At 73.0% G+C, this 23828-nt stretch carries 21 protein-coding genes; 7 read left to right on the plus strand and 14 right to left on the minus strand.

Annotation, left to right across the window (positions count from 1 at the left end):
• Nucleotides 1-9: 9 nt before the first annotated feature.
• Nucleotides 10-1803, minus strand: a complete 1794-nt coding sequence (locus ACH9D2_RS09895) for an HNH endonuclease signature motif containing protein (protein WP_396362668.1) — start codon at nucleotides 1801-1803, stop codon at nucleotides 10-12.
• Nucleotides 1804-2022: 219 nt separating this feature from the next.
• Nucleotides 2023-2418, minus strand: a complete 396-nt coding sequence (locus ACH9D2_RS09900) for a hypothetical protein (protein WP_396362669.1) — start codon at nucleotides 2416-2418, stop codon at nucleotides 2023-2025.
• A 188-nt stretch (nucleotides 2419-2606) separates the two neighbouring features.
• Here ACH9D2_RS09900 and ACH9D2_RS09905 point away from each other — a divergent pair, with 188 nt between their 5' ends.
• The 3 genes from ACH9D2_RS09905 to ACH9D2_RS09915 all read left to right on the plus strand — a co-directional run bounded on the left by ACH9D2_RS09905 (nucleotide 2607) and on the right by ACH9D2_RS09915 (nucleotide 6197).
• Complete coding sequence (locus tag ACH9D2_RS09905) at nucleotides 2607-3383, plus strand: type 1 glutamine amidotransferase domain-containing protein (protein WP_396362670.1); 777 nt, start codon at nucleotides 2607-2609, stop codon at nucleotides 3381-3383.
• Nucleotides 3384-3519: 136 nt separating this feature from the next.
• Nucleotides 3520-4272: an SDR family oxidoreductase gene (locus ACH9D2_RS09910; RefSeq protein WP_396362671.1), complete on the plus strand. Its 753-nt coding sequence runs from the start codon at nucleotides 3520-3522 to the stop codon at nucleotides 4270-4272.
• 392 nt (nucleotides 4273-4664) lie between these two features.
• Complete coding sequence (locus ACH9D2_RS09915) at nucleotides 4665-6197, plus strand: DEAD/DEAH box helicase (protein WP_396362672.1); 1533 nt, start codon at nucleotides 4665-4667, stop codon at nucleotides 6195-6197.
• 75 nt (nucleotides 6198-6272) lie between these two features.
• On the opposite strand, the gene ACH9D2_RS09920 is transcribed toward ACH9D2_RS09915, so the two are convergent.
• Together ACH9D2_RS09920 and ACH9D2_RS09925 are read right to left on the minus strand one after the other, a co-directional pair.
• Nucleotides 6273-6932: an HAD-IA family hydrolase gene (locus tag ACH9D2_RS09920; protein ID WP_396362673.1), complete on the minus strand. Its 660-nt coding sequence runs from the start codon at nucleotides 6930-6932 to the stop codon at nucleotides 6273-6275.
• Entirely contained in the window at nucleotides 6929-7642 is a 714-nt protein-coding gene (locus tag ACH9D2_RS09925) for an HAD-IA family hydrolase (protein ID WP_396362674.1), read from the minus strand. The genes ACH9D2_RS09920 and ACH9D2_RS09925 overlap by 4 nt, the downstream gene beginning before the upstream one ends.
• A gap of 136 nt (nucleotides 7643-7778) precedes the next feature.
• Between ACH9D2_RS09925 and ACH9D2_RS09930 the strand changes: the two genes are divergently transcribed.
• Nucleotides 7779-8330 carry a DinB family protein gene (locus ACH9D2_RS09930; RefSeq protein ID WP_396362675.1) on the plus strand — a complete coding sequence of 184 codons (552 nt, stop codon included), beginning with the start codon at nucleotides 7779-7781 and terminating at the stop codon, nucleotides 8328-8330.
• A gap of 62 nt (nucleotides 8331-8392) precedes the next feature.
• On the opposite strand, the gene ACH9D2_RS09935 is transcribed toward ACH9D2_RS09930, so the two are convergent.
• Complete coding sequence (locus tag ACH9D2_RS09935; RefSeq protein ID WP_396362676.1) at nucleotides 8393-8809, minus strand: VOC family protein; 417 nt, start codon at nucleotides 8807-8809, stop codon at nucleotides 8393-8395.
• Nucleotides 8810-8905: 96 nt separating this feature from the next.
• Complete coding sequence (locus ACH9D2_RS09940) at nucleotides 8906-9079, minus strand: hypothetical protein (RefSeq protein WP_396362677.1); 174 nt, start codon at nucleotides 9077-9079, stop codon at nucleotides 8906-8908.
• A 261-nt stretch (nucleotides 9080-9340) separates the two neighbouring features.
• On the opposite strand from ACH9D2_RS09940, the gene ACH9D2_RS09945 reads away from it, so the two are divergent.
• A complete protein-coding gene (locus ACH9D2_RS09945; RefSeq protein WP_396362678.1) occupies nucleotides 9341-9946 on the plus strand; it encodes a CDP-alcohol phosphatidyltransferase family protein in 606 nt (201 codons plus the stop codon).
• Here the strand turns inward: ACH9D2_RS09945 and ppgK are convergent.
• The 8 genes from ppgK to ACH9D2_RS09985 form a co-directional block, all read right to left on the minus strand.
• Nucleotides 9916-10752 (minus strand): polyphosphate--glucose phosphotransferase, encoded by an 837-nt coding sequence (gene ppgK / locus ACH9D2_RS09950; protein WP_396362679.1) that lies wholly within the window; start codon nucleotides 10750-10752, stop codon nucleotides 9916-9918. The genes ACH9D2_RS09945 and ppgK overlap by 31 nt on opposite strands.
• 194 nt (nucleotides 10753-10946) lie before the next feature.
• A complete protein-coding gene (locus tag ACH9D2_RS09955; protein ID WP_396362680.1) occupies nucleotides 10947-11243 on the minus strand; it encodes a hypothetical protein in 297 nt (98 codons plus the stop codon).
• Nucleotides 11244-11840: 597 nt separating this feature from the next.
• Nucleotides 11841-13364, minus strand: coding sequence for a SulP family inorganic anion transporter (locus tag ACH9D2_RS09960; RefSeq protein ID WP_396362681.1), 1524 nt, complete (start codon nucleotides 13362-13364; stop codon nucleotides 11841-11843).
• Between the two features lie 770 nt (nucleotides 13365-14134).
• Entirely contained in the window at nucleotides 14135-14503 is a 369-nt protein-coding gene (locus ACH9D2_RS09965) for a MerR family transcriptional regulator (protein WP_396362682.1), read from the minus strand.
• Nucleotides 14504-14619: 116 nt separating this feature from the next.
• Nucleotides 14620-16305, minus strand: coding sequence for an RNase J family beta-CASP ribonuclease (locus tag ACH9D2_RS09970; RefSeq protein WP_396362683.1), 1686 nt, complete (start codon nucleotides 16303-16305; stop codon nucleotides 14620-14622).
• Between the two features lie 251 nt (nucleotides 16306-16556).
• On the minus strand, nucleotides 16557-17438 hold the full coding sequence (locus ACH9D2_RS09975; RefSeq protein WP_396362684.1) for a ribonuclease Z: 882 nt from the start codon (nucleotides 17436-17438) through the stop codon (nucleotides 16557-16559).
• Nucleotides 17439-17526: 88 nt separating this feature from the next.
• A complete protein-coding gene (locus tag ACH9D2_RS09980) occupies nucleotides 17527-18498 on the minus strand; it encodes a CapA family protein (RefSeq protein WP_396362685.1) in 972 nt (323 codons plus the stop codon).
• A gap of 137 nt (nucleotides 18499-18635) precedes the next feature.
• Nucleotides 18636-19988 carry an MFS transporter gene (locus tag ACH9D2_RS09985; RefSeq protein ID WP_396362686.1) on the minus strand — a complete coding sequence of 451 codons (1353 nt, stop codon included), beginning with the start codon at nucleotides 19986-19988 and terminating at the stop codon, nucleotides 18636-18638.
• A 391-nt stretch (nucleotides 19989-20379) separates the two neighbouring features.
• On the opposite strand from ACH9D2_RS09985, the gene ACH9D2_RS09990 reads away from it, so the two are divergent.
• Both ACH9D2_RS09990 and clpB read left to right on the plus strand, forming a co-directional pair.
• Nucleotides 20380-20955: a hemerythrin domain-containing protein gene (locus ACH9D2_RS09990; RefSeq protein ID WP_396362687.1), complete on the plus strand. Its 576-nt coding sequence runs from the start codon at nucleotides 20380-20382 to the stop codon at nucleotides 20953-20955.
• 246 nt (nucleotides 20956-21201) lie between these two features.
• The gene (clpB, locus tag ACH9D2_RS09995; RefSeq protein ID WP_396362688.1) at nucleotides 21202-23817 is read left to right on the plus strand and encodes an ATP-dependent chaperone ClpB; all 2616 of its coding nucleotides are present in this window, start codon (nucleotides 21202-21204) and stop codon (nucleotides 23815-23817) included.
• The last annotated feature ends 11 nt before the right edge of the window (nucleotides 23818-23828 follow it).

The following is a 23828-nucleotide window of genomic DNA, read 5'->3' on the forward strand; positions in this document are numbered from 1 at the left end:
GCCCGGCGGTCAGAACGGGGGAGGATCCGCGTCCTCCAGCACGGCCTCGTCCCGCACGGGCCGGTCCGGCGCTGCTCCGTGCGGGGCTGTGCTCTCCGGCACGCTTTCGTCCGGCTCCGCGCTGGGCGGCACGGCCCGGTCCGGCGCTGCTCCGTGCGGGGCTGTGCTCTCCGGCACGCTTTCGTCCGGCTCCGCGCTGGGCGGCACCGCCCCGTCCGGCCCCGCTCCGTCCGGCCCCGCTCCGTCCGGCCCCGCTCCGTCCGGCCCCGCTCCGTTCGGCCCCGCTCCGTCCGGCCCCGCTCCGTCCGGCCCCGCTCCGTTCGGCCCCGCCCCGTCCGGCCCCGCCCCGTCCGGCCCCGCTCCGCCCGGTGCGATCCCGGCCGAGGGGTCCGGCACGGTCCGGTGGGTCCGTCCGGCCGGTGACGTCCACTCGAGCACTCCGCCGCAGCGCTCCGGTCCGAGCTGCCGCACCGACCAGCGGCCCAGCGCACCGTTGCGGTGCTTGACCAGATGGTGGTGGCGGCACAGATGCGCCAGGTTGTCCTCGGCGGTCCGACCGCCGTCCTGCCACGCCACCGTGTGGTCGAGGTCGCAGCGCTCGGCCCGCCGGCGGCACCCGGGAAACCTGCAGGTCCCGTCGCGGAGCCGCAGCCTGCGACGCAGATCGGCGGGCACGGCGTAGGTGGTGCGGTCGTGGTCGAGAACGACGCCGGTGACGGGGTGCGTCAGCACGCGCTGCCACGACGGCGCACCGGCGGCCAGCTCCCGGGCGGCCTCCGCGCTGATCGGGCCGTGACCCGCGAGCACCGGGGCGTCCGGGGGCACCCCGTCCGCCGGGCCACCGGGCCGGCACCCCAGCAGCGTGAGCACGGGGACCGTCACACAGACCTGTCCGCGCACACCTCGTGGGAACGCGGGGTCGTCGGGGACCTCGCCGGCCAGCAGGAGGTCGGCGAGGACGTCCGCCCGCAGCTGGGACTCGGTCCGGACGGCCAGCCCGTGCCCGGGCCGAGCACTGCGGTCCACGGGGTCGACCGGCTCCCTGTGCTCCGGCCCCTCCCGGTCATCGTCGGGCCCAGCACCGGCGGACACCTCCGCGGGCCCGAGGAGCGCCACGATCGCGTCGAGCCGGTCCTGGACCGCGAGCGCGGTGGGCGCGTCCAGCAGGGCGTGCAGCCACGCCATGCCGTCCTCGCCGTGCTCGACCCACACGCGGCGGCCGGCACGGGCCGCCCGGTGCCTCGCCTCCTGCGTCTCGGCCAGCAGCGCCGCGCGCCGGCGCCGGGCCCACGCGCGCAGCTGCGCCACCGTGCAGTACGGCGCCCGCTCCGTCAGTTCCACGGCGAGCCGCCGCACGAGGGCGTGAGGCGCCTCCTGGCCCGCCGGGACGTCCTCGACCAGCTCGCGCCACTGGTCGGCGATCACCGTGGCGTGGCGGGCGCTGAAACGGCCCGCCTCCAGCGCCTCGAGAGTCTCGGGCAGGTGCAGCGCGAGCACGAGGGCCTCGCGGACGCGCTCGAGGGCCGAGCCTGCGGGGAGGTGGAGCGCCGGGCCGATCTCGTCGGCGAGGTCGCGGACCATCTGGTCCTCGGTCTCCAACAGGGAGCACACGAGCTCGTCGGCCTCGTACGGCATCAGCCCCGCGGTGGAGACCCAGTCGATCTCGCGGTCCTCCCAGGCCAGCAACCACAGCCGGTGGATGCAGCGCAGCTGGCGCCCCGCCTCCTGCGCCTGCGCGGCCGCCGAGTCCACGAGCTGCCCCACGACCGCACGCACCTCCGCCCGGACACCGGCGTCCAGCATGCGCTCTCCTGCGAGAGCGGTGGGGCGCGGACCCGGAGCAGGACGGGCCCGGCGGTGCGCCGTCGTCGTCATGGGTCCCATTCTCCCGGGCCCCTCTGACGTCCTAAGGGCCCGGACTCCGGTCCGGAGCGTGCGCGCCGCGCGCGGCCGGGGACGGAAAACGGGTGCCGCCCGTCCGTGCGGACGAGCGGCACCCGTGGGGCTCCTGGGGAGCCGTTCCTACTTGGAGACCACCAGGGCCGCGGCGATCGCGGCCAGGAAGGCGTCCTTCGAGAGGCCCGTGCCCGCCTCGGTCGGACGGACGCCGTCCTCCTGGGTCATCTCGGGGTTGCGGAAGTACATCGAGAGCAGCCCGGCGGAGAACGCGCCGAGGGCCAGGCCCGCGAGGCGCTTGTTGACGAACGGCGTCAGCAGGGCGGCGCCGATGCCCATCTCCGAGTAGGCCACGAACTTGCCGAAGGTGTCGGGGTCCCACTCCTTGAACTGGGGGACGCCGGTGGCGGCGAACTGCTGGAGACCCGAGGCGGCCTCCGTGGGGAGGTCCTTCTTGCCGTAGCCGGACTGCAGCAGGTAGGCGCCGGAGACGCCGCGCAGGATCGCGTTGGAGAGGCTCATGGTCGGTCCTTTCAGGAGGGCGAACAAGGTCATTGAGTCGTCAATGACCCTATCAGGGGACGTCTCGGGCCCGCCGTGGGAGACGGGCCCGGAGCGAACACCCGCCCCGGGGGCGGTCCGCGGCGCCTAGGCTGGCCACCCGCTCGCAGGACGCCCTCCGCGTCCCGCCACCCGACGGAAGGACAGACATGGACATCGAGACCATGAAGAAGGTTCTGCTCGTTCTCACCAGCCACGACACCCTCGGCGACACCGGGGAGCCCACCGGCTACTTCGTCGGCGAGGCGGCCCACCCGTGGAAGGTCTTCCGGGACGCCGGGTACTTCGTCGACTTCGCCTCGATCGCCGGCGGGCAGCCCCCGCAGGACGGCAGGGACGAGGAGGACGAGGTCCAGCGGCAGTACCTGGAGGACGAGACCGTGCGGGCCTCCCTGTACAACACCCCGCGGATCAGCGTGGTCGACCCGGCCCAGTACGACGCCGTCTACCTCGTGGGCGGGCACGGCACCATGTGGGACTTCGCCGGCAACACCGACCTGCAGTCACTGGTGGCCGCCGTGCACGACGCCGGGGGAGTCGTCGGCGCCGTCTGCCACGGACCGGCCGGGCTCGTCGACGTCGAGCTCTCCACCGGACTGCGCATCGTCGAGGGACGCAAGGTGGCCGCGTTCACCAACGCCGAGGAGGACGAGGTCGGCAAGTCGGACGTCGTCCCGTTCCTGCTCGAGGACAAGCTCGTCGAGCAGGGCGCGGACGTGCGGACGGCGCCGAACTGGTCCGAGAACGTCGTCGTGGACGACCGCCTCGTCACCGGGCAGAACCCGCAGTCCGCGGCAGGCGTGGCCAAGGAGATGACCAAGCTCCTGACCGAGGTGGTGCGCGGGCAGAAGGCCGCCCAGGAGGCGGACTCCGCCGCGCTGCGTCGGGCGCACGACGCAGAGAAGGCCGAGGACGACGAGGGCTGAGCCCAGACCGGCCGGGGCGGGAGGAGCGCGCGGGCGGAAACACCCGCGCGCTCCTCGCGGGCCCCGGCGTTTCCGGACAGACTGGGAGCGTCGGGCCGACCGGTCCGGCCCAGCGGACACACGGCAGGAGAACCACATGGCTGACTTCAGGGACAAGGTCGCGCTCGTCACCGGCGCCGCCTCCGGCATCGGCGAGGCCTGCGCCAAGGACCTCGCGGCGCAGGGCGCCAAGGTCGTCGTCACGGACATCGACACGAAGCGGATCGACGACGTGGTCCAGGCGATCATGGCCGCCGGCGGCGACGCCGCGGGCTTCCGGCAGGACGTGGCCAAGCCCGAGGACTGCGAGGCCGCGGTCGAGTTCGCCCAGCAGACCTACGGCGGGCTGCACCTCGCGGTGAACAACGCCGGGATCGGCGGCAGCGCGGACGCCGTCGGCGAGTCGGACCTCGACGCATGGGTGCGCACCGTGCAGATCGACCTGCACTCCGTCATGTTCGGAATGCGCTACCAGCTGCCCGCGATCGAGCAGGCCGGCGGCGGGGCGATCGTGAACATGGCGTCCATCCACGGCACCGTGGCCGTCGCGACGGGCAACAGCGCCTACACCGCCGCCAAGCACGGCGTCGTCGGGCTCACCAAGCAGGCCGGCGTGGAGTACGGGCAGCGCGGGGTGCGGATCAACGCCGTCGGCCCCGCCTACATCGACACCCCGCTGCTGAAGGCCGCCCCGCCGACCGTCCTCGAGGGACTCGCCGCCAAGCACCCGCTCGGCCGCCTGGGCCGCGCCGAGGAGGTCGCCGCACTCACCACGTTCCTGCTCTCGGAACGCGCCTCCTTCATGACGGGCGGGTTCTACCTCGTCGACGGCGGATACACGGCGCTGTAGCCGGCCCCGCAGGACGCCCCTCCCGCGAACTCACCGGGTCCGTGCGAGATGCCCGCACTTGTCGCCGCATCTCGCGCCGACCCGGTGAGTTCGGCGCTCGGGGGTGCGGTGGCCGTGGGGGCGCGGCCGTGCTCTGCGCCACATCCCGGTCGTGCCGGACCCCGGGTGCTGTATGGTGAACGGTATTGCACATGGCACTGCTCCCCGTTCCCGGGTGAGCAGGCAGGCGTCGAGCACCCCGTTCTTCTTCCAGCGTGGCACCGTTCCAGACGGTTTCAGCCCGCTCGCAGGGGCTCCAGGAGTCATTCGGCGCAACCCGGCGCGCTACCCCCTTGCCGGGACATCCGATCGAAAGACGTATCCCAGTTTTGGCTACTTTCACCGACCTTGGCGTGCCCAAGGCCCTTTCCGCCGTCCTCGCCCAGCAGGGCATCGAGCAGGCGTTCCCCATCCAGGAGAAGACCCTCCCCGACTCGCTGGCCGGCCGCGACGTGCTCGGCCGCGGCAAGACCGGCTCGGGCAAGACCGTGGCGTTCGCGCTGCCGCTCGTCTCCCGGCTCGCCGGGCTGACCGGCAACGGCGCCCGCGCCGCCCGCCGGGCCAACCGGCCCACCGGCCTGGTGCTGGCCCCCACCCGCGAGCTGGCCACCCAGATCGACCGTGCGATCGCGCCCCTGGCCGAGGCCGCCGGGCAGACGACCACCGTCATCTTCGGCGGCGTCTCCCAGCGCAACCAGGAGAAGGCGCTCGCCAAGGGCGCCGACATCGTCATCGCCTGCCCCGGCCGGCTCGAGGACCTGCTGAAGCAGAACGTCCTCACGCTCGACGACGTCCGCGTGACGGTCATCGACGAGGCCGACCACATGGCCGACATGGGCTTCCTGCCCGTGGTCACCCGCATCCTCAAGCGCACCCCGCAGGGCGGCCAGCGGCTGCTGTTCTCCGCGACGCTCGACGGCGGCGTGGACAAGCTCGTCAAGCAGTTCCTGTCCAACCCCGTCAAGCACTCCGTGGACGCCCCGCAGGCGTCCGTGTCCACCATGGACCACCACGTGCTCGTCGTGGACGCCGACGAGAAGCAGGAGCTCATCGAGGCCCTGGCCTCCGGCACGGGGCGCCGCGTGATGTTCACGCGCACCAAGCACCGCGCCAAGAAGATGGCCCGCAAGCTCAGCCAGATGGGCATCCCCGCCGTGGACCTGCACGGCAACCTGTCCCAGAACGCCCGCGACCGCAACCTGGCCCAGTTCTCCGCCGGTGACGTGCGCGTGCTCGTGGCGACCGACGTCGCCGCCCGCGGCGTGCACGTGGACGAGGTCGAGCTGGTCGTCCACATCGACCCGCCCACCGAGCACAAGTCCTACCTGCACCGCTCCGGGCGCACCGCCCGCGCCGGCGCCTCCGGCTCCGTGGTCACGGTGGCCACCAAGGAGGAGCGTCGCGAGGTCACGCAGCTCATGAAGGCCGCGGGCGTCACCGCGAACTTCGACACCGTGACCGTCGGCTCCCCGGCCGTCGCGGCGCTCGTGGGCGAGCTCGCCGACAAGGTCGCCTACGTGCCGCAGCCCGTCCAGGCCCAGGGCCGCCCGGCGAGCGGTCAGCGCTCCGGCGCCGGCCGGTCCGGCGGCCGTGCCGGCGCCCGCTCCGGCGGCAACCGCGGCCGCGGCGGACAGGACCGTTCCGAGCAGCCGCGCAACGCCTCCCGCGACCAGCGCAGCGAGACCGGCAACCGCGCCGGCTCGCGCCCCGGCAACGGCTCGGCCTCCCGCTCGGCGGCACCGGCGCGCTCCGCGGCGCCCACCCGCTCCGCGGCACCGACGTACTCGACCGAGTCCACGCCGGACCGTTCCACGCAGGCCGCGGCCCGTCGCCGCACCCGGAGCCCGCGCCGCGCGTCGTCCCCCCAGGGCACCGCGACCCGCTGAGTCCCGGTTCTCCCCACGAGGGCGCACCACCTGCCCCGCGTTCCGCGGACCGGCAGGGGTGCGCCCTCGTGGCCGTCAAACGGTGGGTTCCAGTCCGCGCAGGAACTCCAGGGTGACGTCCGTGTGGGCGCCCACGAGCACGAAGCCGGGCGCGGGCTCCACCGGCAGCTCGCCCGGCACCACCACCACCGGCATCCCCGCGGCCGCCGCGCTCGCCGCCCCCGTCCGGGAGTCCTCGACCGCCACGCACCGCGCCGGGTCCACGCCCAGCCGCCGCGCCGCGAGCAGATAGGGCTCGGGGTGCGGTTTCGCGTGCTCCACGTCCTCCTGGGAGACGACGACGCGCAGCACCTCGGGCGCCCCGGAGGCGGTGCTCTCCGCGACCACGGTCAGGGCGTTCGTCACGACGGCGCCGGGGATGCCGGCCCGTTCGAGCTCGGTCAGCAGGTCGCGCATGCCGGGCAGGAACGGGACCTCGCCCGTGAGCGAGGCCGCGACCTCCCGGCCGAGCTCGGCGGTGATGGCCTCGACGGTTCCCCCGGCGCCGCGCTCGATCATCATCCGCGCCGACGTGGGCACCGTCCGGCCCAGCGTGGCGAGGTCGTCCTCGGTGCTCCAGCCGATGCCGTAGCGGCCGGCCACCGCGCGCTTGGCCACGGCCCACTGGGGCTCGGAGTCCACCAGGGTGCCGTCGTGGTCGAACAGGACGGCGGCGGGAAAGTCTGAAGAGCTCACGGGCGGGTCTCCTGCACGGGGTGGAAGGGCGACGACGGGGACTGCGGGTCCAGCGAGCGCAGCAGCTCCAGGGTCAGCTCCCGGTGGGATCCCAGGTGCAGCAGCCCGGGGCCGCGCTCGACCTCCATCTCGCCGGGGACGACCACCGTGGGGATGCCGGCCGCGACGCCCGCGGCGGCCCCGGCGGGGGAGTCCTCGACCACGACGCAGCCGGCGGGGTCCACGCCGAGACGGCGCGCCGCCTCGAGGTAGGCGTCCGGGTCCGGCTTGGGGCGCACCCCCTGCGCGTACTCGTCCGTGCCGATGACCACCCGGAACAGGTCCTCCGGCGCGGTGGACGCGGTGTGGCGGCCCATGGCCGAGCTCGCGTTGGTGACGATCGCCGCGGGGATCCCGGCGGCCGCCAGTTCCACGAGGAGCTCCTCGATCCCGTCGATGAACGTCAGCTCCGTGCCCTCCAGGACGCGGACGCTGTGCTCGAAGACCGCGCGGAACATCTCGTCCTCCCCGAGCGGCACACCGACCTGCTGCAAGCGGGCGATCGTCGCGGCGACCGGCCGGCCGAGGGTCGCGAGCGAGTCCTCGGGGGTCCAGAGCAGCCCGTGCTCGGCGGCGAGGTTCTGCTTGGCCCGGTCCCACAGCGGCTCGGTGTCGACGAGGGTCCCGTCGTGGTCGAAGAGGACGGCGTGCGGAAATCCGGGGGAGGGCATGCGCTCCAGCCTACCGGGGCGCCCTGGAGCCTGGCCGCCGGCGGAGCGCCCCCCGGGCGACCGGCAGGGGCTGTGACCGTCCCGCGCTCCCCGCCGGGGCCTCGTCGTGTCCGGTGGGCCCGGGTACATTGACCGCATGAGCACCGAGCGCCCCGGCACCCCCGACACCTCCGCGGTCCCGCCGGAGACCAAGGACTGGACCGTGGTGCTCGATCGGGGCTGCCCCGACTGCGGGTTCGACCCGCGCTACGACGTCGCGACCACGGGGGAGCGCGCGCGTGCCACGGTCGAGCGCTGGGCGGTCGTCCTCGACCGGCTCGGCATGACGGACCGGCCCCGCCCGGGGACGTGGTCCCCGCTGGAGTACGCGTGCCACGTCCGGGACCTCTGCCGGGTCTTCCGCGAGCGCCTGCGGCTCATGCTCGACGAGGAGGACCCGGTCTTCGCGGACTGGGATCAGGACGCCGCCGCGGTCGCGGACCGGTACAACCTGCAGGATCCCTACGAGGTCTCGGGGCAGCTCGCCCAGGAGGTCCGCGCCACCGCGGACGCCTTCGACGCCGTGACCGGGGAGCAGTGGGCCCGGACCGGCCGGCGCGGGGACGGCAAGGACTTCACCGTGGCGAGCTTCGCGGCGTACTTCCTGCACGACGTGGAGCACCACCTGTGCTTCGACGTCCGCGGCTGAGCCCGCCGCGCCTGGGCCCGCCGCGGGCGAGCCACCCGGCGGGCCGGAGCCGGCCGGTGCGTTCAGCCCAGGTGCACGGTCCCGTCGTCGTCGACCCGCCATCCCGGGTTGTGCGCGATCTCCCACACGACGCCGTTGGGATCGGCGACGTGCGCGTGGAAGATGCCTCCGAAGGCGCCCGGCCGGGGGGCTGTGAGGACGGTGCCGCCCGCGGCGGCCATGGCGTCCACCACCGCCCGGACGGAGTCCTCGTCCGCCACGTTGTGCGCGAGCGTCATCCCCTGCGCCGGGGGCGCAGCCGGGAGGCCGAGGTCCTCGGCGAACTTCGCGGCGTCGAAGAGGCCCAGCACCGTGCCGGGAGCGATCCGGAAGAAGAGGATCTCGCCCGGGACGTCGAGCAGCGGCTCCCATCCGAGGCCCCGCACGTAGAACTCCCGGGCGGCGTCGAGGTCCGGGGTGGACAGGGTGAGAAAGTGCACGCGAGGGTCCACGGCGGCCTCCTGGAGCTCCGGGGCGGGAGCGGCCCCCGCCTCACCAGCCCAGCGTAGACGTCAGCCGCTGATCTGCGTCAGGGGTCAGCGTGGCCCCGGAGCTCGAGATGACGTGGTCGAGGTGCCGGGGTCGAGGTCCCGGTGGACGACGACGTTGCCGAAGGCCGAGGGGCGCGGCTCCGCCGTGCAGAGCCGGTCCGCGCGGTCCACGACGTGCAGGCCCTCGTGCCGAACGACGATCTCGAGCAGCGGGTTCACCTCCGGGAGCGCCCCGGCGCGGGCTGCGGCACTGGCGCTGTCCGCCGGCGGCGGTGGCCAGCGGCTCCGGGGGAGCGGGGGCGGGGCAGGACGGTCGACCGGGCTCGCAGAGGGTAGCGCAGGGCGGGGCCAGGGACAACGCGGGCGGGCCCGCCCGCGCCGGTCCGCGCCCGCGCGGAGCGCCGACGGACTACCCTCGGAAGCAGCAGGGGCGGTCCCGGGGACCGCCGGCACAGGGCGCCACGAGAGCGGGAAGGTCAGATGACACAGCACCAGGACGCGGTCGAGCCGGCGGAGTCGCCGTACTACCACCGCGTGCTCACGGTGCCCAACGTCGTCTCGGTGGTGCGCTTCGCGCTCATCGTCCCGGCCGTGCTGGCCGTCCTCGACATCGACGAGCGGCCGGTGCGCGCGCTGGTCCTCGTCGCCCTCTTCTCCCTGACGGACTGGGTCGACGGCACCCTGGCCCGGGCGCTCAAGCAGCGCAGCCGGATCGGCGAGGTCATGGACCCCATCGCCGACCGGCTGGGGACCGTGGCGATCGCCGTGGCCGCGAGCGTCGTCGGGCTGTTCCCGTGGTGGGTGCTGATCGTGATCGCGGTCGTCGACCTCGTGGTGGGGATCGCCACCATCGTCCGGCGCTCCCTCGGCACGCTGCGGGTCACGACGGTCGGCAAGGCGAAGACCGCTCTGCTCATGGTGGGGACCGTGCTCGTCCTGGCGGGACCCGCGTGGTCGAGCCCCGAGGTGACGGACGTCGGCCGGGTGATGGTCCAGGCGGCGGCCGTGCTGCACGTCCTGGCGGGCGTGCAGTACTTCCGCCAGGCCCTCCGGGGTCAGGACTCGGCCGGCGGCACGGCGAGGTAGGCGTGCCGGGCGGCGCCGATGATGCCCGCCGCGTTGCGCAGCTCGGCCGGGACCACCCGTGTGCCCAGGCGAAGGCGGGGCAGGAAGTCCTCGTGCCGGGCGGAGATCCCGCCGCCGACCACGATCAGATCGGGGGAGAAGAGGAACTCCAGGTGCGCGAAGTATTTCTGGAGACGCTCGGCGTACTCGGGCCAGTCCAGTCCCTCCCGCTCCCGGGCCGCCGCCGAGGCGCGCTTCTCGACCTCGACCCCGCCGAGCTCCAGGTGGCCGAGCTCGAGGTTGGGCACGAGCTTCCCGTCCACGAACAGCGCCGAGCCGATGCCGGTGCCCAGGGTGATGACCAGGACGGTGCCGCCGCTCCCGCGCCCGGCGCCGTAGCGGAGCTCGGCCAGGCCCGCGGCGTCGGCGTCGTTGAGGACATGGACCGTGCGTCCCAGACGCTCCGTGAGGAACCGGCGGACGTCCAGCCCGATCCACGCGTCGTCGATGTTCGCGGCGGAGTGCGCCACGCCGTGCCGGATGATCGCGGGAAGCGCGACCCCGACGCTGGCCTCCGGGTGCGGTGCCCCGGGCCCGACGGAGAGCTCCTGCACGAGGAGCAGGAGCTGCTTTACGAGGGCCTCCGGCGTGGCGGACGCGGGCGTGGGGCGCTGCAGCACCGGGGTGGTCAGCGTGCCGTCGGCCATGTCCACGGCCGCGTACTTGATCAGGGTGCCGCCGATGTCCACCCCGATGTGGTGACGGTGCAGGGTCGACCAGCCGGTCGGTGCGGGAGGCGGGGCAGCACGGGGCGAGGGGTGGGCCATCCGACATCCTAGGGTCGAGGTGGGGCAGGGGCACGACGACGGGCGCGCTACGGCCGGCTCGGCGCGCCCGGCCGGGTGCGGGCCGTCGACGGGACCGGCACCCCGGACCATTCTGCCACCGTGGCCGCCGCAGCCGTGGAGGAGGCGCCGTGGAGAACGGCCCGTGAACGGGATGCTGTGCAGGAGGGGTCTGCTCAGGCGCGCGGACCGGTGCCCGACGTGCTGCCGCGGTCCTGCGGTCCGGCGTCGTTCCGAGAGCCCGCGACCTCCCAGGAGAACGGGACCCGGGCCACGGGTGCGCCCCGGACGAGTTCGTTGACCGCGCGTGCGAGCAGGTTGCGGTGGGCGGCGGGCAGTCTCAGGCACCCGTACAGGTAGGCGTCGACCTCCAGCATCCCGGCCTCGCCGCCGAGCTGGAAGTACTGCCACCACAGCCGGGTCGGGTCGAGACCGGCGCGCTCGACGGCGTGCCGGGCGAGACGGGCCTGCACGGCTCCGATCCTGTCGTCCTCCACGGGTCCCCCACTGTGGTGCTGCGGTTCCGGGGACGGTCCCGGCCCGGGCGCGACGCTGCGCAGCGGTCCGGGACCGTCCGTGGCGGTGCGGTGGCACCGCCGCCCCCATCATGGTTCCGGGTCGATCCGCGGGGCACCATCGGACGCCCGCATCGGTGCGTTTTCCGGACCCTCGGTGCTTCCAACGGATCGTCGGCGTTCTCCCGGGGGCCGTGCCCAAACAGGGCGGACGGCACGGTCGTCAGGATCGTCCTGCCGCCGAAGCGGGGATCAGGACCGCCGGGCGTCGCCGACGCGCAGAAAAGGAGCGGGGCGGCCCCCCAGCCGGCCCCGCTCCCTGCTGCTCCCACGCACGGACCGTGTCCTCGCGGCGCCCCCGGAGTCCGGAGGCGGCACACTGTCGGTCGACGGTGCGGGAGCCGGGGGATGGTCCTCGACGGACCACAGAATCCCCTGGTGAGAAGCAAGAATGCTCGATTCCGCGGCGATCGGCAAGACCCCTGGTGTGACCCAGTTCACATGCAGAAACAAAGGGTTGTGAATGCAAATACGGCTTCCGCCGTGCCCCGCGGATCAGTGCTCGCTGTTGAGCATCCCGCCCAGGCGCACGCGCATCCGGCGGCTGGCCTGGTTGAGGCCGACGACCCGGACGTCCTTGCCGTAGTGGGCGTACTTGTCGGTCACCGAGTCCAGTGCCGCGACGGTGGAGGCGTCCCACAGGTGCGAGTCGGAGAAGTCGATGACGACCTGCTGCGGGTCCCCGACGTAGTCGAACATCGTGTAGAGGTCGTTGGAGGAGGCGAAGAACAGCTCCCCGTGCACGGTGTAGACCGCCGTGTCCCGGGCGTCACGCCGCTCGAGCTCACGGTCGACGGTGACGAAGTGGGCGACCCGGCGAGCGAAGGCGACCATCGCCACGAGCACGCCCACGATCACGCCCAGGGCGAGGTTGTGCGTCCACACGGTCACGGCCACGGTGGAGAGCATCACGAGGGTCTCCGGGACCGGCATCCGTGACAGGGTCGAGAGGCGGACCGAGTGCCAGTCGAAGGTCGCCCAGGACACGAAGATCATGATCGCCACCAGTGCGGCCATCGGGATGACCGCCACGACCTCGCCGAGGGCGACGACGAGGAACAGCAGGAAGACCCCGGCCAGGAACGTGGAGATGCGGGTGCGGGCTCCGGAGGCGCGCACGTTGATCATGGTCTGGCCGATCATGGCGCACCCGCCCATCCCGCCGAAGAAGCCGGTCACGATGTTGGCCGCGCCCTGGGCCCAGGACTCGCGGGTCTTGTCGGAGCGGGTGTCGGTGATGTCGTCGACGAGCTTGGCCGTCATCAGCGACTCGAGCAGACCGACCAGCGCCATGGTCAGCGCGAACGGCGCGATGATCCGGAAGGTCTCCAGGTCCAGCGGGACGTCGGGGAAGAACAGCGAGGGCAGGGACTCGGGCAGCTCGCCCTTGTCGCCGACACTGGGGACGTCCATGCCCATCGGCACCACGATCGCGGTGATCACGACGATGGCCACCAGCGGGGCCGGGACCACACCGGTGAGCTTGGGGAACAGGAACACGACGGCCAGGCCCAGAGCCGTGAGCGGGTAGACGGCCCAGGGCACGCCGATCAGCTCGGGGATCTGGGAGCTGAAGATCAGGATGGCCAGGGCGTTGACGAAGCCCACCATGACCGACCGGGGAATGAAGCGCATCAGCCGTGCCGCCCCGATCAGGGCGAGGATCACCTGGAAGACCCCGGCCAGGATGACCGCGGCGATGAAGTGGTCCAGGCCGTGGGAGGCCACCAGCGGGGCGATCACCAGGGCCACCGCACCGGTGGCCGCGGAGACCATCGCCGGCCGGCCGCCCAGGACGGAGGTGGTCACCGCCATGGTGAAGGACGCGAACAGGCCCAGGCGGGGGTCCACCCCGGCGATGATCGAGAAGGCGATCGCCTCGGGGATGAGCGCCAGGGCCACCACGAGCCCGGCCAGGACCTCGGTCCTGAGGTGGCGGGGGGACCGGAGGGTCAGGCGCACCGACTGGCGCTGCTCGGGTGCCAGGTCGGTGGCGGGGCCGGCTGTCGTGGTGGCCAAGGAGGCTCCGTTCGCAGGAGAGGAGGGCAGGGCGGAAGGGCAGGGGTGCCCCGGGCGATGTGCGGGCGGGAGGGCGCGACGTCGCGCGGGGGTCGCGGCGTCCGGGCGCAGGGGCGCAGGGGCGCGCGGTGCAGGCCGCGCCTCAACCCTAACCTAGCGTAAGGGTAGGGTGTGCGGTTCCGGCGCTGACGAGACGCATCTCATGTCCACCCGAGGGCGTCGAGCATCCGCACCTCGACGTCCGGGGCCAGGGTCTCGCCGTAGGTGGAGGTCACGTGGTCGAGGTCCATGGAGACCTGGATGTTGCCGATCACCCCGGGGCAGGTGGTGCTCGGGGACTCCCACGCCCAGCAGCCGCACCCCGCTGCCGGCCCGCACACCGGGCAGGGCCCGCCAGGCGGCCAGCAGCGGCGCGCCGGCCCGGGTGAGCACCACCGAGGCGGCCAGGATTCCCAGCCCGTGCGTGAGCGGGACCTCCTCACGCGCCGACAGCAGCAGACAGGTGATCAGCAGCGGCCAGTGCCACAGGTGGATCCCGTAGGCCCGGTCCCCGCACCACTGCAACGGGCCGGTCGACAGCACCCGCCCGGCGACCGGCACGTCGCTGCCGCGGCGACCGTGCCCGTCGACCACCGGAACCGGGCGGTCCCGGTGGAGACGTCCCCAGGTGGAGGTCCCAGCAGTCGAGCACGAACGCCTGGAAGTCTCCTGCGTGGACGGGCTGCGGGACGCCGGTCCGTGCGCGGGGCCCTACCGCGTCGAGCGGCCGGTCACCGGCCGAGCCGCTGCTCCAGCATCGCGATGAACTCGTCCGCCTGGGCCAGCTTCCTGGCCAGCCGGTCCCGCTCCGGGTGGGCCCGCTCGAGGTAGCCGGCCAGCCGGGCCCCGGCGGGCTCGTCGGCGCCGAGCAGGTCGAGCAGCTCGGCCATCTCCTCCAGCGAGAAGCCCAGCGGCTTCATCCGCTTGATGTGGGTGAGCCGTTCGACGTCCCGCTCGGTGTACACGCGGAACCCGCCCTCGGTGCGGGAGGCCGGCAGCAGACCCACCTCGTCGTAGTGGCGGATGGTGCGCTGGGACAGCCCGGTCCGCTCGGCGAGCTCGCCGATCTGCATGGTGCCTCCACGGACGCGCTGCGGCATCGAACGACCTCCAGAGATCAGGGGACCCCGAGTCTACCAATCGCCCGGGAACGGACCCGGACCCGGCATCGGGGCCGGAACGTCCCGCCCGGCCCGGGGGCCGGGCGGGAGGTGTGTCAGGCGTCGACGACGACGACCGTCACCAGCGGGGCCCGCCGGTAGGCGCGCTCGAGGTGGCGGGAGACGGTCTCGGCGATGATCGACTCGAGCTTCTCCAGGTCCGCGACCTTGGACGTGGCCGGGCGTGCCAGGGCGTCCTTGACCTTGTCGGCAGCCCCGTCGAAGATGTGCTCGTCGTGGACGAAGCCCTTGGCGATGAACTCCAGCGGCTCGGCCAGCGCGTTGGTGTCGGCGTCGACGATCGCCACGACCGTGACCACCCCGCCCTCCTGCAGCAGCCGCCGCTCGACGAGGGTCTCCTCGGTGACCTTGCCCACGGTGTGGCCGTCCACGTACACCAGGCCGGCCTCCACCTGGCCCGAGATCCGCGCCCGGCCCTCGACGAGGTCGATGACGGTGCCGTCCCGGGCGATGAGGACCCGCTCGGGATCCACCCCGGTCCGGATCGCGAGCTCGGCGTTGGCGTGCAGGTGCTTGGACTCCCCGTGCACGGGCATGACGTGCGTGGGCTGCACGATGTTGTAGCAGTAGACCAGCTCCCCGGCCGAGGCGTGGCCCGAGACGTGGACCTTGGCGTTGCCCTTGTGCACCACCTTCACCCCGAGGTCGGTGAGCTTGTTGATGATCCCGTAGATCGCGTTCTCGTTGCCCGGGATCAGCGAGCTCGCCATGAGCACCGTGTCACCGGTGTTGAGCTGGATCTGGTGGGTCTCGCTGGCCATGCGCGAGAGCGCGGCCAGGGGCTCGCCCTGGGACCCGGTGCACACCAGGGCGACCTTGGCGTCGGGCATGGACTGGAGCTTCTTGAAGTCGACCACCAGGCCCCGGGGGATCTTCAGGTAGCCCAGGTCGCGGGCAATGCCCATGTTCTTGACCATGGAGCGGCCCACGAAGGCGACCTTGCGCCCGTGGGCGTGGGCGGCGTCGAGGACCTGCTGGATCCGGTGGACGTGGCTGGCGAAGCTGGAGACGATGATCCGCTTCGGGGCGGTGGCGAAGACGTGGTCGATCGCCGGGGTCAGCTCCTTCTCGGAGGTGGTGAACCCGGGGACCTCGGCGTTGGTGGAGTCGGTGAGGAACAGGTCCACGCCCTCCTCGCCCAGGCGGGCGAAGTGGCGCAGATCGGTGATCCGGTCGTCCAGCGGGAACTGGTCCATCCTGAAGTCACCGGTGTGCAGCACCAGCCCGGCGTCGGTGCGGATCGCCACGGCCAGGCTGTCCGGGATCGAGTGGTTGACCGCGACGAACTCGCACTCGAAGGGGCCGGCCGTATGCCGGTCGCCGGCCTCGACGTGGACGGCCTTCGGGGTGATCCGGTGCTCCTTGAGCTTGGAGGTGATGAACGCCAGGGTCAATTCGGAGCCGATCACCGGGATGTCCGGGCGCTCCTTGAGCAGGTAGGGCACCCCGCCGATGTGGTCCTCGTGGCCGTGCGTGAGCACGATGCCGACGATGTCGCCCAACCGGTGACGGATGGAGGTGAAGTCGGGCAGGATCACGTCGATGCCCGGCTGGTGCTCCTCGGGGAACAGCACCCCGCAGTCGACGACGAGCAGCTTGCCGGCGTGCTCGAAGACGGTCATGTTGCGCCCGATCTCCCCCAGACCACCCAACGGGGTGACCCGCAGGCCTCCGGCGGGCAACGGGGGCGGGGACTTGAGCTTGCGGGAGGAATTGGTCAAAGGATTCCGCTTTCATCGTGGGGTCGTGCGAGGTGGCGCGGACGGCTCTCGTCGAGCTCGGGCCGCGTGCGGGGCCGGATTGCCCCGAGAAGTCTGGAACAACTCTAACGTCGGGTCAGGGTCGGAGGGGACCGCCGGGCGGCACGGACGTGCGACGGCACGTGCCGGACAGGCTCCGGGGCGGCATCGGGGAGACCCCGGCGAGGTTCCGGGAAGGGGACGGGTGAGGTGCCCGGGACGGGGCCGACCGGTCACCGTCCGCGCGGGAACGGGATCCGGTCCAGGTCCTCGGCGGCCAGCACGGTCGCTCCGCCGGAGCGGTCGCGGGCCTGCTCGGCCAGCCGGGAGACGTCGGTGTACCGCGACGAGAAGTGGGTGAGGACCAGCGTGCCGACGCCACCGGTCGCGGCCAGCGCGCCCGCCTGGCCGGCGGTGAGGTGGCGGTGCTGCGCGGCGAGGCCGGCGTCGTCGTCGGCGAACGTGGACTCGGCCACGAGCAGGTCGGCCCCGTCGGCGAGCTCCTCGGCGCCCGGGCACGGGGCCGTGTCCATGACGAAGGCGAAGCGACGGCCCGCCCGCGGCCTGCTCACGTCCTCGAGGCGCACCCCGCCCAGCCGCCACTCCCGCTGCAGCCGCCCGACGTCCGGGCCGGTGATCCCGGCCGCCGCGAGCCGGTCCGGCAGCATCGTGCGGCCGCCGGGCTCGACGAGCCGGTAGCCGTAGGTCTCCACGCGGTGGTCCAGCGGCCGCACCTCCAGGTCCGGCGCCACCGTCCCCCCGCTCCCGTGCGGGTGCAGCCGCAGATCCGTGCCGGGGGTCGCGAGGGAGACCAGGGCCCGGACCACGTCCTCGCCGGAGGCCGGGTAGTGCAGGTGGACCGGGTGCGGCACGCCGTCGAGGGCCATGCGCGAGAGCACGCCGGGCAGTCCGTAGCAGTGGTCGCCGTGGACGTGGGTGAGGCAGATGCGCGTGATCCGGCGCGTCGAGACGCCCGCGTGCGTCATCTGCAGCTGCGTTCCCTCGCCCGGGTCGAAGAGCAGGCCCTCGCCGTCCCACTGCAGCAGGTACCCGTTGTGGTTGCGGGTCCGTGTCGGGACCTGGGAGGCGGTGCCGAGGACGACGAGCTCACGCATGGGACCGAGTGTGCCATCCCCGCCCGGATCCGCTCAGGGGGGCCGCACACGGGTTGGAACAGAGGCCCGCGCCGAGGCACGGCGGCCGTCAGCTCAGCGGGATGTCGAGGCACTGCTCGTCGTCGCGCCACGTGCACGGCGTGCCCAGCTCGGCGCTGAGCCGTTCCATCCGACGCGCGATGGCCCGGGCCTCGGCCGTGGCCGTTCTCGCCCGCAGGCCCTCGATCACCGTGGGGTGCAGGCGCAGGCGGCGGGGCAGGCCGTCCCGGACGTCGAGCAGGAAGACGAACGACTGGTCGTTGCGCGCCGCGGGGTGGACGGCGTAGTCGTCGACGAAGTCCCCGGCGCTGTAGACCACCGGCCGGCCGCGGTGCACCTCGACGCCCCGGAAGACGTGGGGGGAGTGGCCGAAGACCACGTCCGCGCCGGCCTCCACCAGCGCGTGGGCGAAGACGCGGTGCTCCTCCGGCACCTCCGTGCCCCAGTTGGGCCCCCAATGGGCGGAGACGACGAGGAGGTCGGTGCGGTCCCGGGTCCGCCGGACGAGCTCCAGGAGGTCTCGTGCGCGTTCGTCCACGAGGCTGACGGGCACGTGGTGGACGCCGGGGGATCCGGGACCCGCCGCCCAGCCCGGCTCGTTGTCCGTGAAGGCGAGAAAGCCCACCGTGGTCCCGTCCCGGGTGCAGACCGCGGGCCGTCGTGCCGACTCCGCGTCCGGTCCCGCTCCGGTGTGCAGGATGCCGTGCTCGTCGAGCACCGGGAGCATCTCCCGCAGAGCCTGGACACCGTGGTCGAGCACGTGGTTGTTGGCCAGCGAGACGACGTCGACACGGGCCGCCCCGAGGGACGCGACGTTCTTGCGATCCGAGCGGAAGTGGAACCTCTTGCCGGGCCAGGGCGCACCGCTGTCGGCGAGCACGCACTCGAGGTTCGCGAACCGCAGGTCCGCCTGTTCGAGCAGGGGGAGGACGTCTCCCCACGGATGGGCCGGGCGTGCGCGCCGCAGCCGCTCGTTGACCAGCCGGCCGAGCATGACGTCGCCGACCAGTGCGATTCTCATGAGCCGCCCCCTGTCCGGACCCTCCCATCGTGGCCCACGGCCGGCGGGAGGGACAAGGGTGACCGGTCTCCCGGCCGCGGGATCCCGCCGCGCCGCCGGCGCCGCCCGCNCGCTCATGGCGCGGGCGGCGCCGGCGGTCACCGGCCCAGATCGGCCCAGCTGGTCGTCCGGGCGCTGCCCGCCAGGGCCGGACGCGGGTGCGCGGGCTCCGGCAGCAGCACCTGCAGGTCGGCGACGGCGAGGGACGCCCAGGAGGGGCCGGTGCGGACGGGGGAGGAGGCGGGGGCGTCCCCCGCCCGGTGCAGACGGGCCGCGTACCCCAGGATGAGCAGACCGGCCACGGCCAGGCCCACGCCCACCCAGGCGGGGGCGCGGTAGCCCCAGCCGGCGGAGATGACCGCGCCGCCCAGGAAGGCGCCCATGGCGTTGGCCAGGTTGAACGCCGCGTGGTTCATGGCGGCGGTCAGGGACGGGGCGTCCTTGGCCTCGCGCAGCAGGCGCATCTGCAGCGCGGTGCTGAAGAGAGCGCCCATGAGACCGATCCACAGCACGCCCAGCACGGCCGCGACCGCGGAATGGGCGAACAGGCCGAAGAAGGCGAGGGCCACCCCGGAGACGGCCCCGGCGCCCAGGGCGGTCCTCTCGATGGAACGGTCCAGCATCGGGCCCGCCAGCAGGGAGCCCGCGGTCATGCCCACCCCGTACAGTGCCAGCACCCACGGCACCGCCGAGATGTCGAGGCCACTGAACTCCGTCAGGATCGGGGAGACGAACGTGTAGACCGCGAACATGCCGCCGAAGCCGACGGACCCGGCCAGCAGGGTCAGGGCCACCTGGGGCCGGCCCAGGGCACGGACCTCCTGGGCCACGGAGACGCCGCCGCCCTTGCGGGTGCGGGGGATCCAGAGGGCGAGGGCCGCGACGGTGAGCAGACCGATGGCCACGACGAGCCCGTACCCGGCCCGCCATCCCAGGGTCCCGCCGAGCACGGCGGCCAAGGGGACGCCCACGATGTTGGCGACCGTCAGGCCGAGGGCCACGCGGGCCACGGCCCGGCCGCGCCGCTCGCGCGGCACCAGGGAGGAGGCCACCACCGCGGCGACCCCGAAGTAGGCGCCGTGGGGCAGGCCGGAGAGGAACCGCGCCACGTACAGCCACTCGAGGGAGGGGGCGGTCGCCGACAGCACGTTGCCGACGGTGAACGCTGACATCAGGCCCAGCAGGAGCCGCTTGCGCTCCACCCGGGCGGTCAGGGACGTGATCAGGGGGGCGCCGACGACCACGCCCAGGGCGTAGAGGGCGATGGCGTGCCCGAGCGAGGGGATGGAGGCATCGAGGTCCTCGGCAATGAACGGCAGCAGGCCCATCGAGGCGAACTCGGTGGTGCCCAGGCCGAAGCCGCCGAGGGCGAGGGCGAGGAGGGCGAAGCGGGTGCCGGTGCGGTCCGGGGCGTTGATCACCTGGAGCACGGCAGTGCGAGGTGCGGACATGGCAGGTCCTTCCGTGTGGAACAAAGGGGGGTGTGGAAGGCGCGTCGTCGGGCCGAACTGGTTGAAACCTCGATGCTACGGGCGATGTCGAAGGCATCCAACGGTTCCGGCATGTGATCTTGGACAGATCGAGCATGCGTGTGATATGGATCGCGCCCCGGTCCGTCCGGTCACGGGGGCCGGGGCCGAGCCACGGGTCCGGCCGGCCCGTCACCTCGCCTCGGGGTGTGTCATCAGCCGCCGGGCCTGGTCGGCCGGTGTCCGTGTGACCTAGAGTCGCAGGTGATCAGCACACTGCTGAACGACCTGCGGGCGCGACCTGCGCCCGGGCGCCGGGCCCTCGTGCCGTCGCCCACGGAAGCGGAACCAGAACTCCGAGGAGGCACGTCCCATGACCGACACCCACGCTGCAGGGCGGGGCACGGATGTCATCGACATCCTCACCGCCGACCACCGGGAGATGCTCGAGCTGCTCGGCCAGATCGAGGGCGCGCCGGACGCCGGCCGGCGCCGGGACCTCGCCGACACCGTGATCGCGGAGGTCATGCGCCACGCGGTCGCGGAGGAGATGTACGTCTACCCCGCCATGGAGAAGCACCTGCCCGACGGCGCCGAGGAGGTCGAGCACGATAAGCAGGAGCACGACGAGCTCGTGCAGGTCATGAAGCGTGTGGAGGGCGTCGACGCCTCCGAGCCGGCGTTCCTGGAGCTGATCCGGGAGATGCAGGCGCAGCTGCGCCACCACATCGACGACGAGGAGTCCGACCAGTTCCCGAAGCTGCGGGCCCACATCTCGGCCGAGGACCTCGTGGGGCTGGGCGAGAAGGTGGAGACCGCCAAGAAGCTGGCGCCGACCCGGCCGCATCCCCACGCGCCGCACTCCGAGCTGTTCCACAAGACCATCGGGCCCGGTGTCGGCATGGTCGACCGGCTCCGGGACAAGCTGACGGGGCGGAGCACCGGCTAGGCCGGCGAGGAGGCCTGCCGGACCTGTGCCGCGCGGACCCCTGTCGGGCGACCACCTCGTGGCTCTCGCCCGGCAGGGGTCCGCGTCGTTCCCCCGGGTGCCGCTACCGGCGGAGGCGCAGGAATACGTGCTGTCCGTCCAAGGTTGAGTGGGATAGACTCAGGTTAGCTGACCGTCCCGGCCGCACTTGTGACAGAGCGGCGCCGGGTCGATTCGTCCCCGATCGTCCATCCTGAAGGAGCCGCAGTGGAGACCAAGTTCACCACCAAGTCCCAGGAGGCGCTCTCCGCCGCCTCGACCAACGCCTCGACCGCGGGCAACCCGCAGGTCGAGCCCGCCCACATCCTCAAGGCCCTCATGGACCAGCGCGAAGGCGTGGCCGTCGCCGTCCTGAAGGCCACCGGGGCCGACGTCGACGCCGTCTCCGCGCAGGCCAGCGCCGCCATCAAGGCCCTGCCCTCCGCGTCCGGGTCCTCCACGGCCCAGGCCCAGTTCAACCGGGGAGCGCTGCAGGTCATCCAGGCCGCGGAGCAGTTCGCCCGGTCCCTCGGTGACGAGTACATCTCCACCGAGCACCTCCTGTACGGCCTCGCCCAGCAGGAGGGAAAGGTCGGCGACATCCTGCGGGACGCGGGTGCCGGTCCCGACCAGCTCAAGACCGCCGTCCCGTCCGTGAGAGGAGACCGCCGGGTGACCACCCCCGACCCCGAGGGCACGTTCCAGGCGCTCGAGAAGTTCGGCGCCGACCTGACCGCCATGGCCCGCGAGGGCAAGCTGGACCCCGTCATCGGACGGGACTCCGAGATCCGGCGCGTGGTGCAGGTGCTGTCGCGCCGCACCAAGAACAACCCCGTCCTGATCGGCGAGCCCGGCGTCGGCAAGACCGCCGTCGTGGAGGGCCTCGCCCAGCGCATGGTCGCCGGGGACGTGCCCGAGTCGCTGCGCGGCAAGGCGCTGATCTCCCTGGACCTCGGGTCCATGGTGGCGGGCGCCAAGTACCGCGGCGAGTTCGAGGAGCGGCTCAAGGCCGTGCTCGAGGAGATCAAGCAGTCCGAGGGCCGCATCGTCACCTTCATCGACGAGATCCACACCGTGGTCGGCGCCGGTGCCGCCGAGGGCTCGATGGACGCCGGGAACATGCTCAAGCCCATGCTGGCCCGCGGCGAGCTGCGCCTGATCGGTGCCACCACCCTGGACGAGTACCGCGAGAACATCGAGAAGGACGCCGCCCTGGAGCGCCGCTTCCAGCAGGTCTACGTCGGCGAGCCCTCCGTGGAGGACACCGTCGCGATCCTGCGGGGCCTCAAGGAGCGCTACGAGGCCCACCACAAGGTGCAGATCGCGGACTCCGCGCTCGTCGCGGCGGCCGCGCTGTCCAACCGGTACATCCCGGGCCGGCAGCTGCCGGACAAGGCCATCGACCTGGTCGACGAGGCCGCCTCGCGGCTGCGCATGGAGATCGACTCCGCCCCGGAGGAGATCGACCAGCTGCGCCGCGCGGTCGACCGCCTGACCATGGAGGAACTCGCGCTGGAGCGCGAGACCGACCCCGCGTCGGTCGAGCGCCTCGCCGCGCTGCGCCAGGAGCTGGCCGACAAGAAGGAGGACCTCGACGCCCTCAACGCCCGCTGGGAGGCGGAGAAGGCCGGCCTGAACCGTGTCGGCGACCTGAAGGAGCGGATCGACAACCTGCGCTCGCAGGCGGAGATGGCCCAGCGCCAGGGTGACCTGGCGGAGGCCTCCCGGCTGCTCTACGGCGAGATCCCCGCGCTGCAGAAGGAGCTGGACGTCGCCCAGGAGCAGGAGGACACCTCCGTCCCGCACGACACGATGGTCTCCGAGGAGGTCACGGCCGACGACGTCGCCGAGGTGATCTCGGCCTGGACCGGCATCCCCGCCGGGCGCATGCTCCAGGGCGAGACCGAGAAGCTGCTGCACATGGAGGAGGTGCTCGGGAAGCGGCTCATCGGCCAGCGCCGGGCCGTGCAGGCCGTCGCGGACTCCGTGCGCCGCTCGCGCGCCGGCATCTCCGACCCGGACCGGCCGATCGGCTCGTTCCTGTTCCTGGGACCCACCGGCGTGGGCAAGACCGAGCTCGCGAAGTCCCTGGCGGAGTTCCAGTTCGACGACGAGCGCGCGCTGGTGCGCATCGACATGTCCGAGTACGGCGAGAAGCACACGGTCTCCCGGCTCGTCGGCGCCCCTCCGGGCTACGTCGGCTACGAGGAGGGCGGTCAGCTCACCGAGGCCGTGCGACGCCGCCCGTACTCGGTGGTCCTGCTCGACGAGATCGAGAAGGCCCACCCGGACGTCTTCGACATCCTGCTGCAGGTGCTCGACGACGGGCGGCTCACCGACGGGCAGGGACGCACGGTGGACTTCCGCAACGTGATCCTGATCCTCACCTCCAACCTGGGCAGCCACTTCCTGGTGGACCAGGCGATCGAACCGGAGGCGAAGCAGCAGGCGGTGATGAACGTGGTCAACGCCTCGTTCAAGCCCGAGTTCCTCAACCGGCTCGACGACGTGATCCTGTTCGACCCGCTGTCCACGTCCGACCTGTCGAAGATCGTGGACATCCAGGTCGCCCAGCTGGCCGAGCGCCTGGGGCAGCGCCGCCTGCGGCTGGAGGTCACGCCGGCGGCCACGGAGTGGCTGGGCCTCACCGGCTACGACCCGGCCTACGGGGCGCGGCCGCTGCGCCGCCTGGTGCAGCGGGAGATCGGGGACAAGCTCGCCAAGGCGATCCTCTCGGGGACGGTCGTGGACGGCGACACGGTCCGGGTGGACGTCGACGCCGACGTCGTGGCGGACGGGCTCACCGTCACCGCCGTGGCCGAGGAGGCCCGCGCCGCGAGCTGAGACCCCGGCCG

Source organism: Kocuria rhizosphaericola, from assembly GCF_044462205.1.
Taxonomy (GTDB): domain Bacteria; phylum Actinomycetota; class Actinomycetes; order Actinomycetales; family Micrococcaceae; genus Kocuria; species Kocuria rhizosphaericola.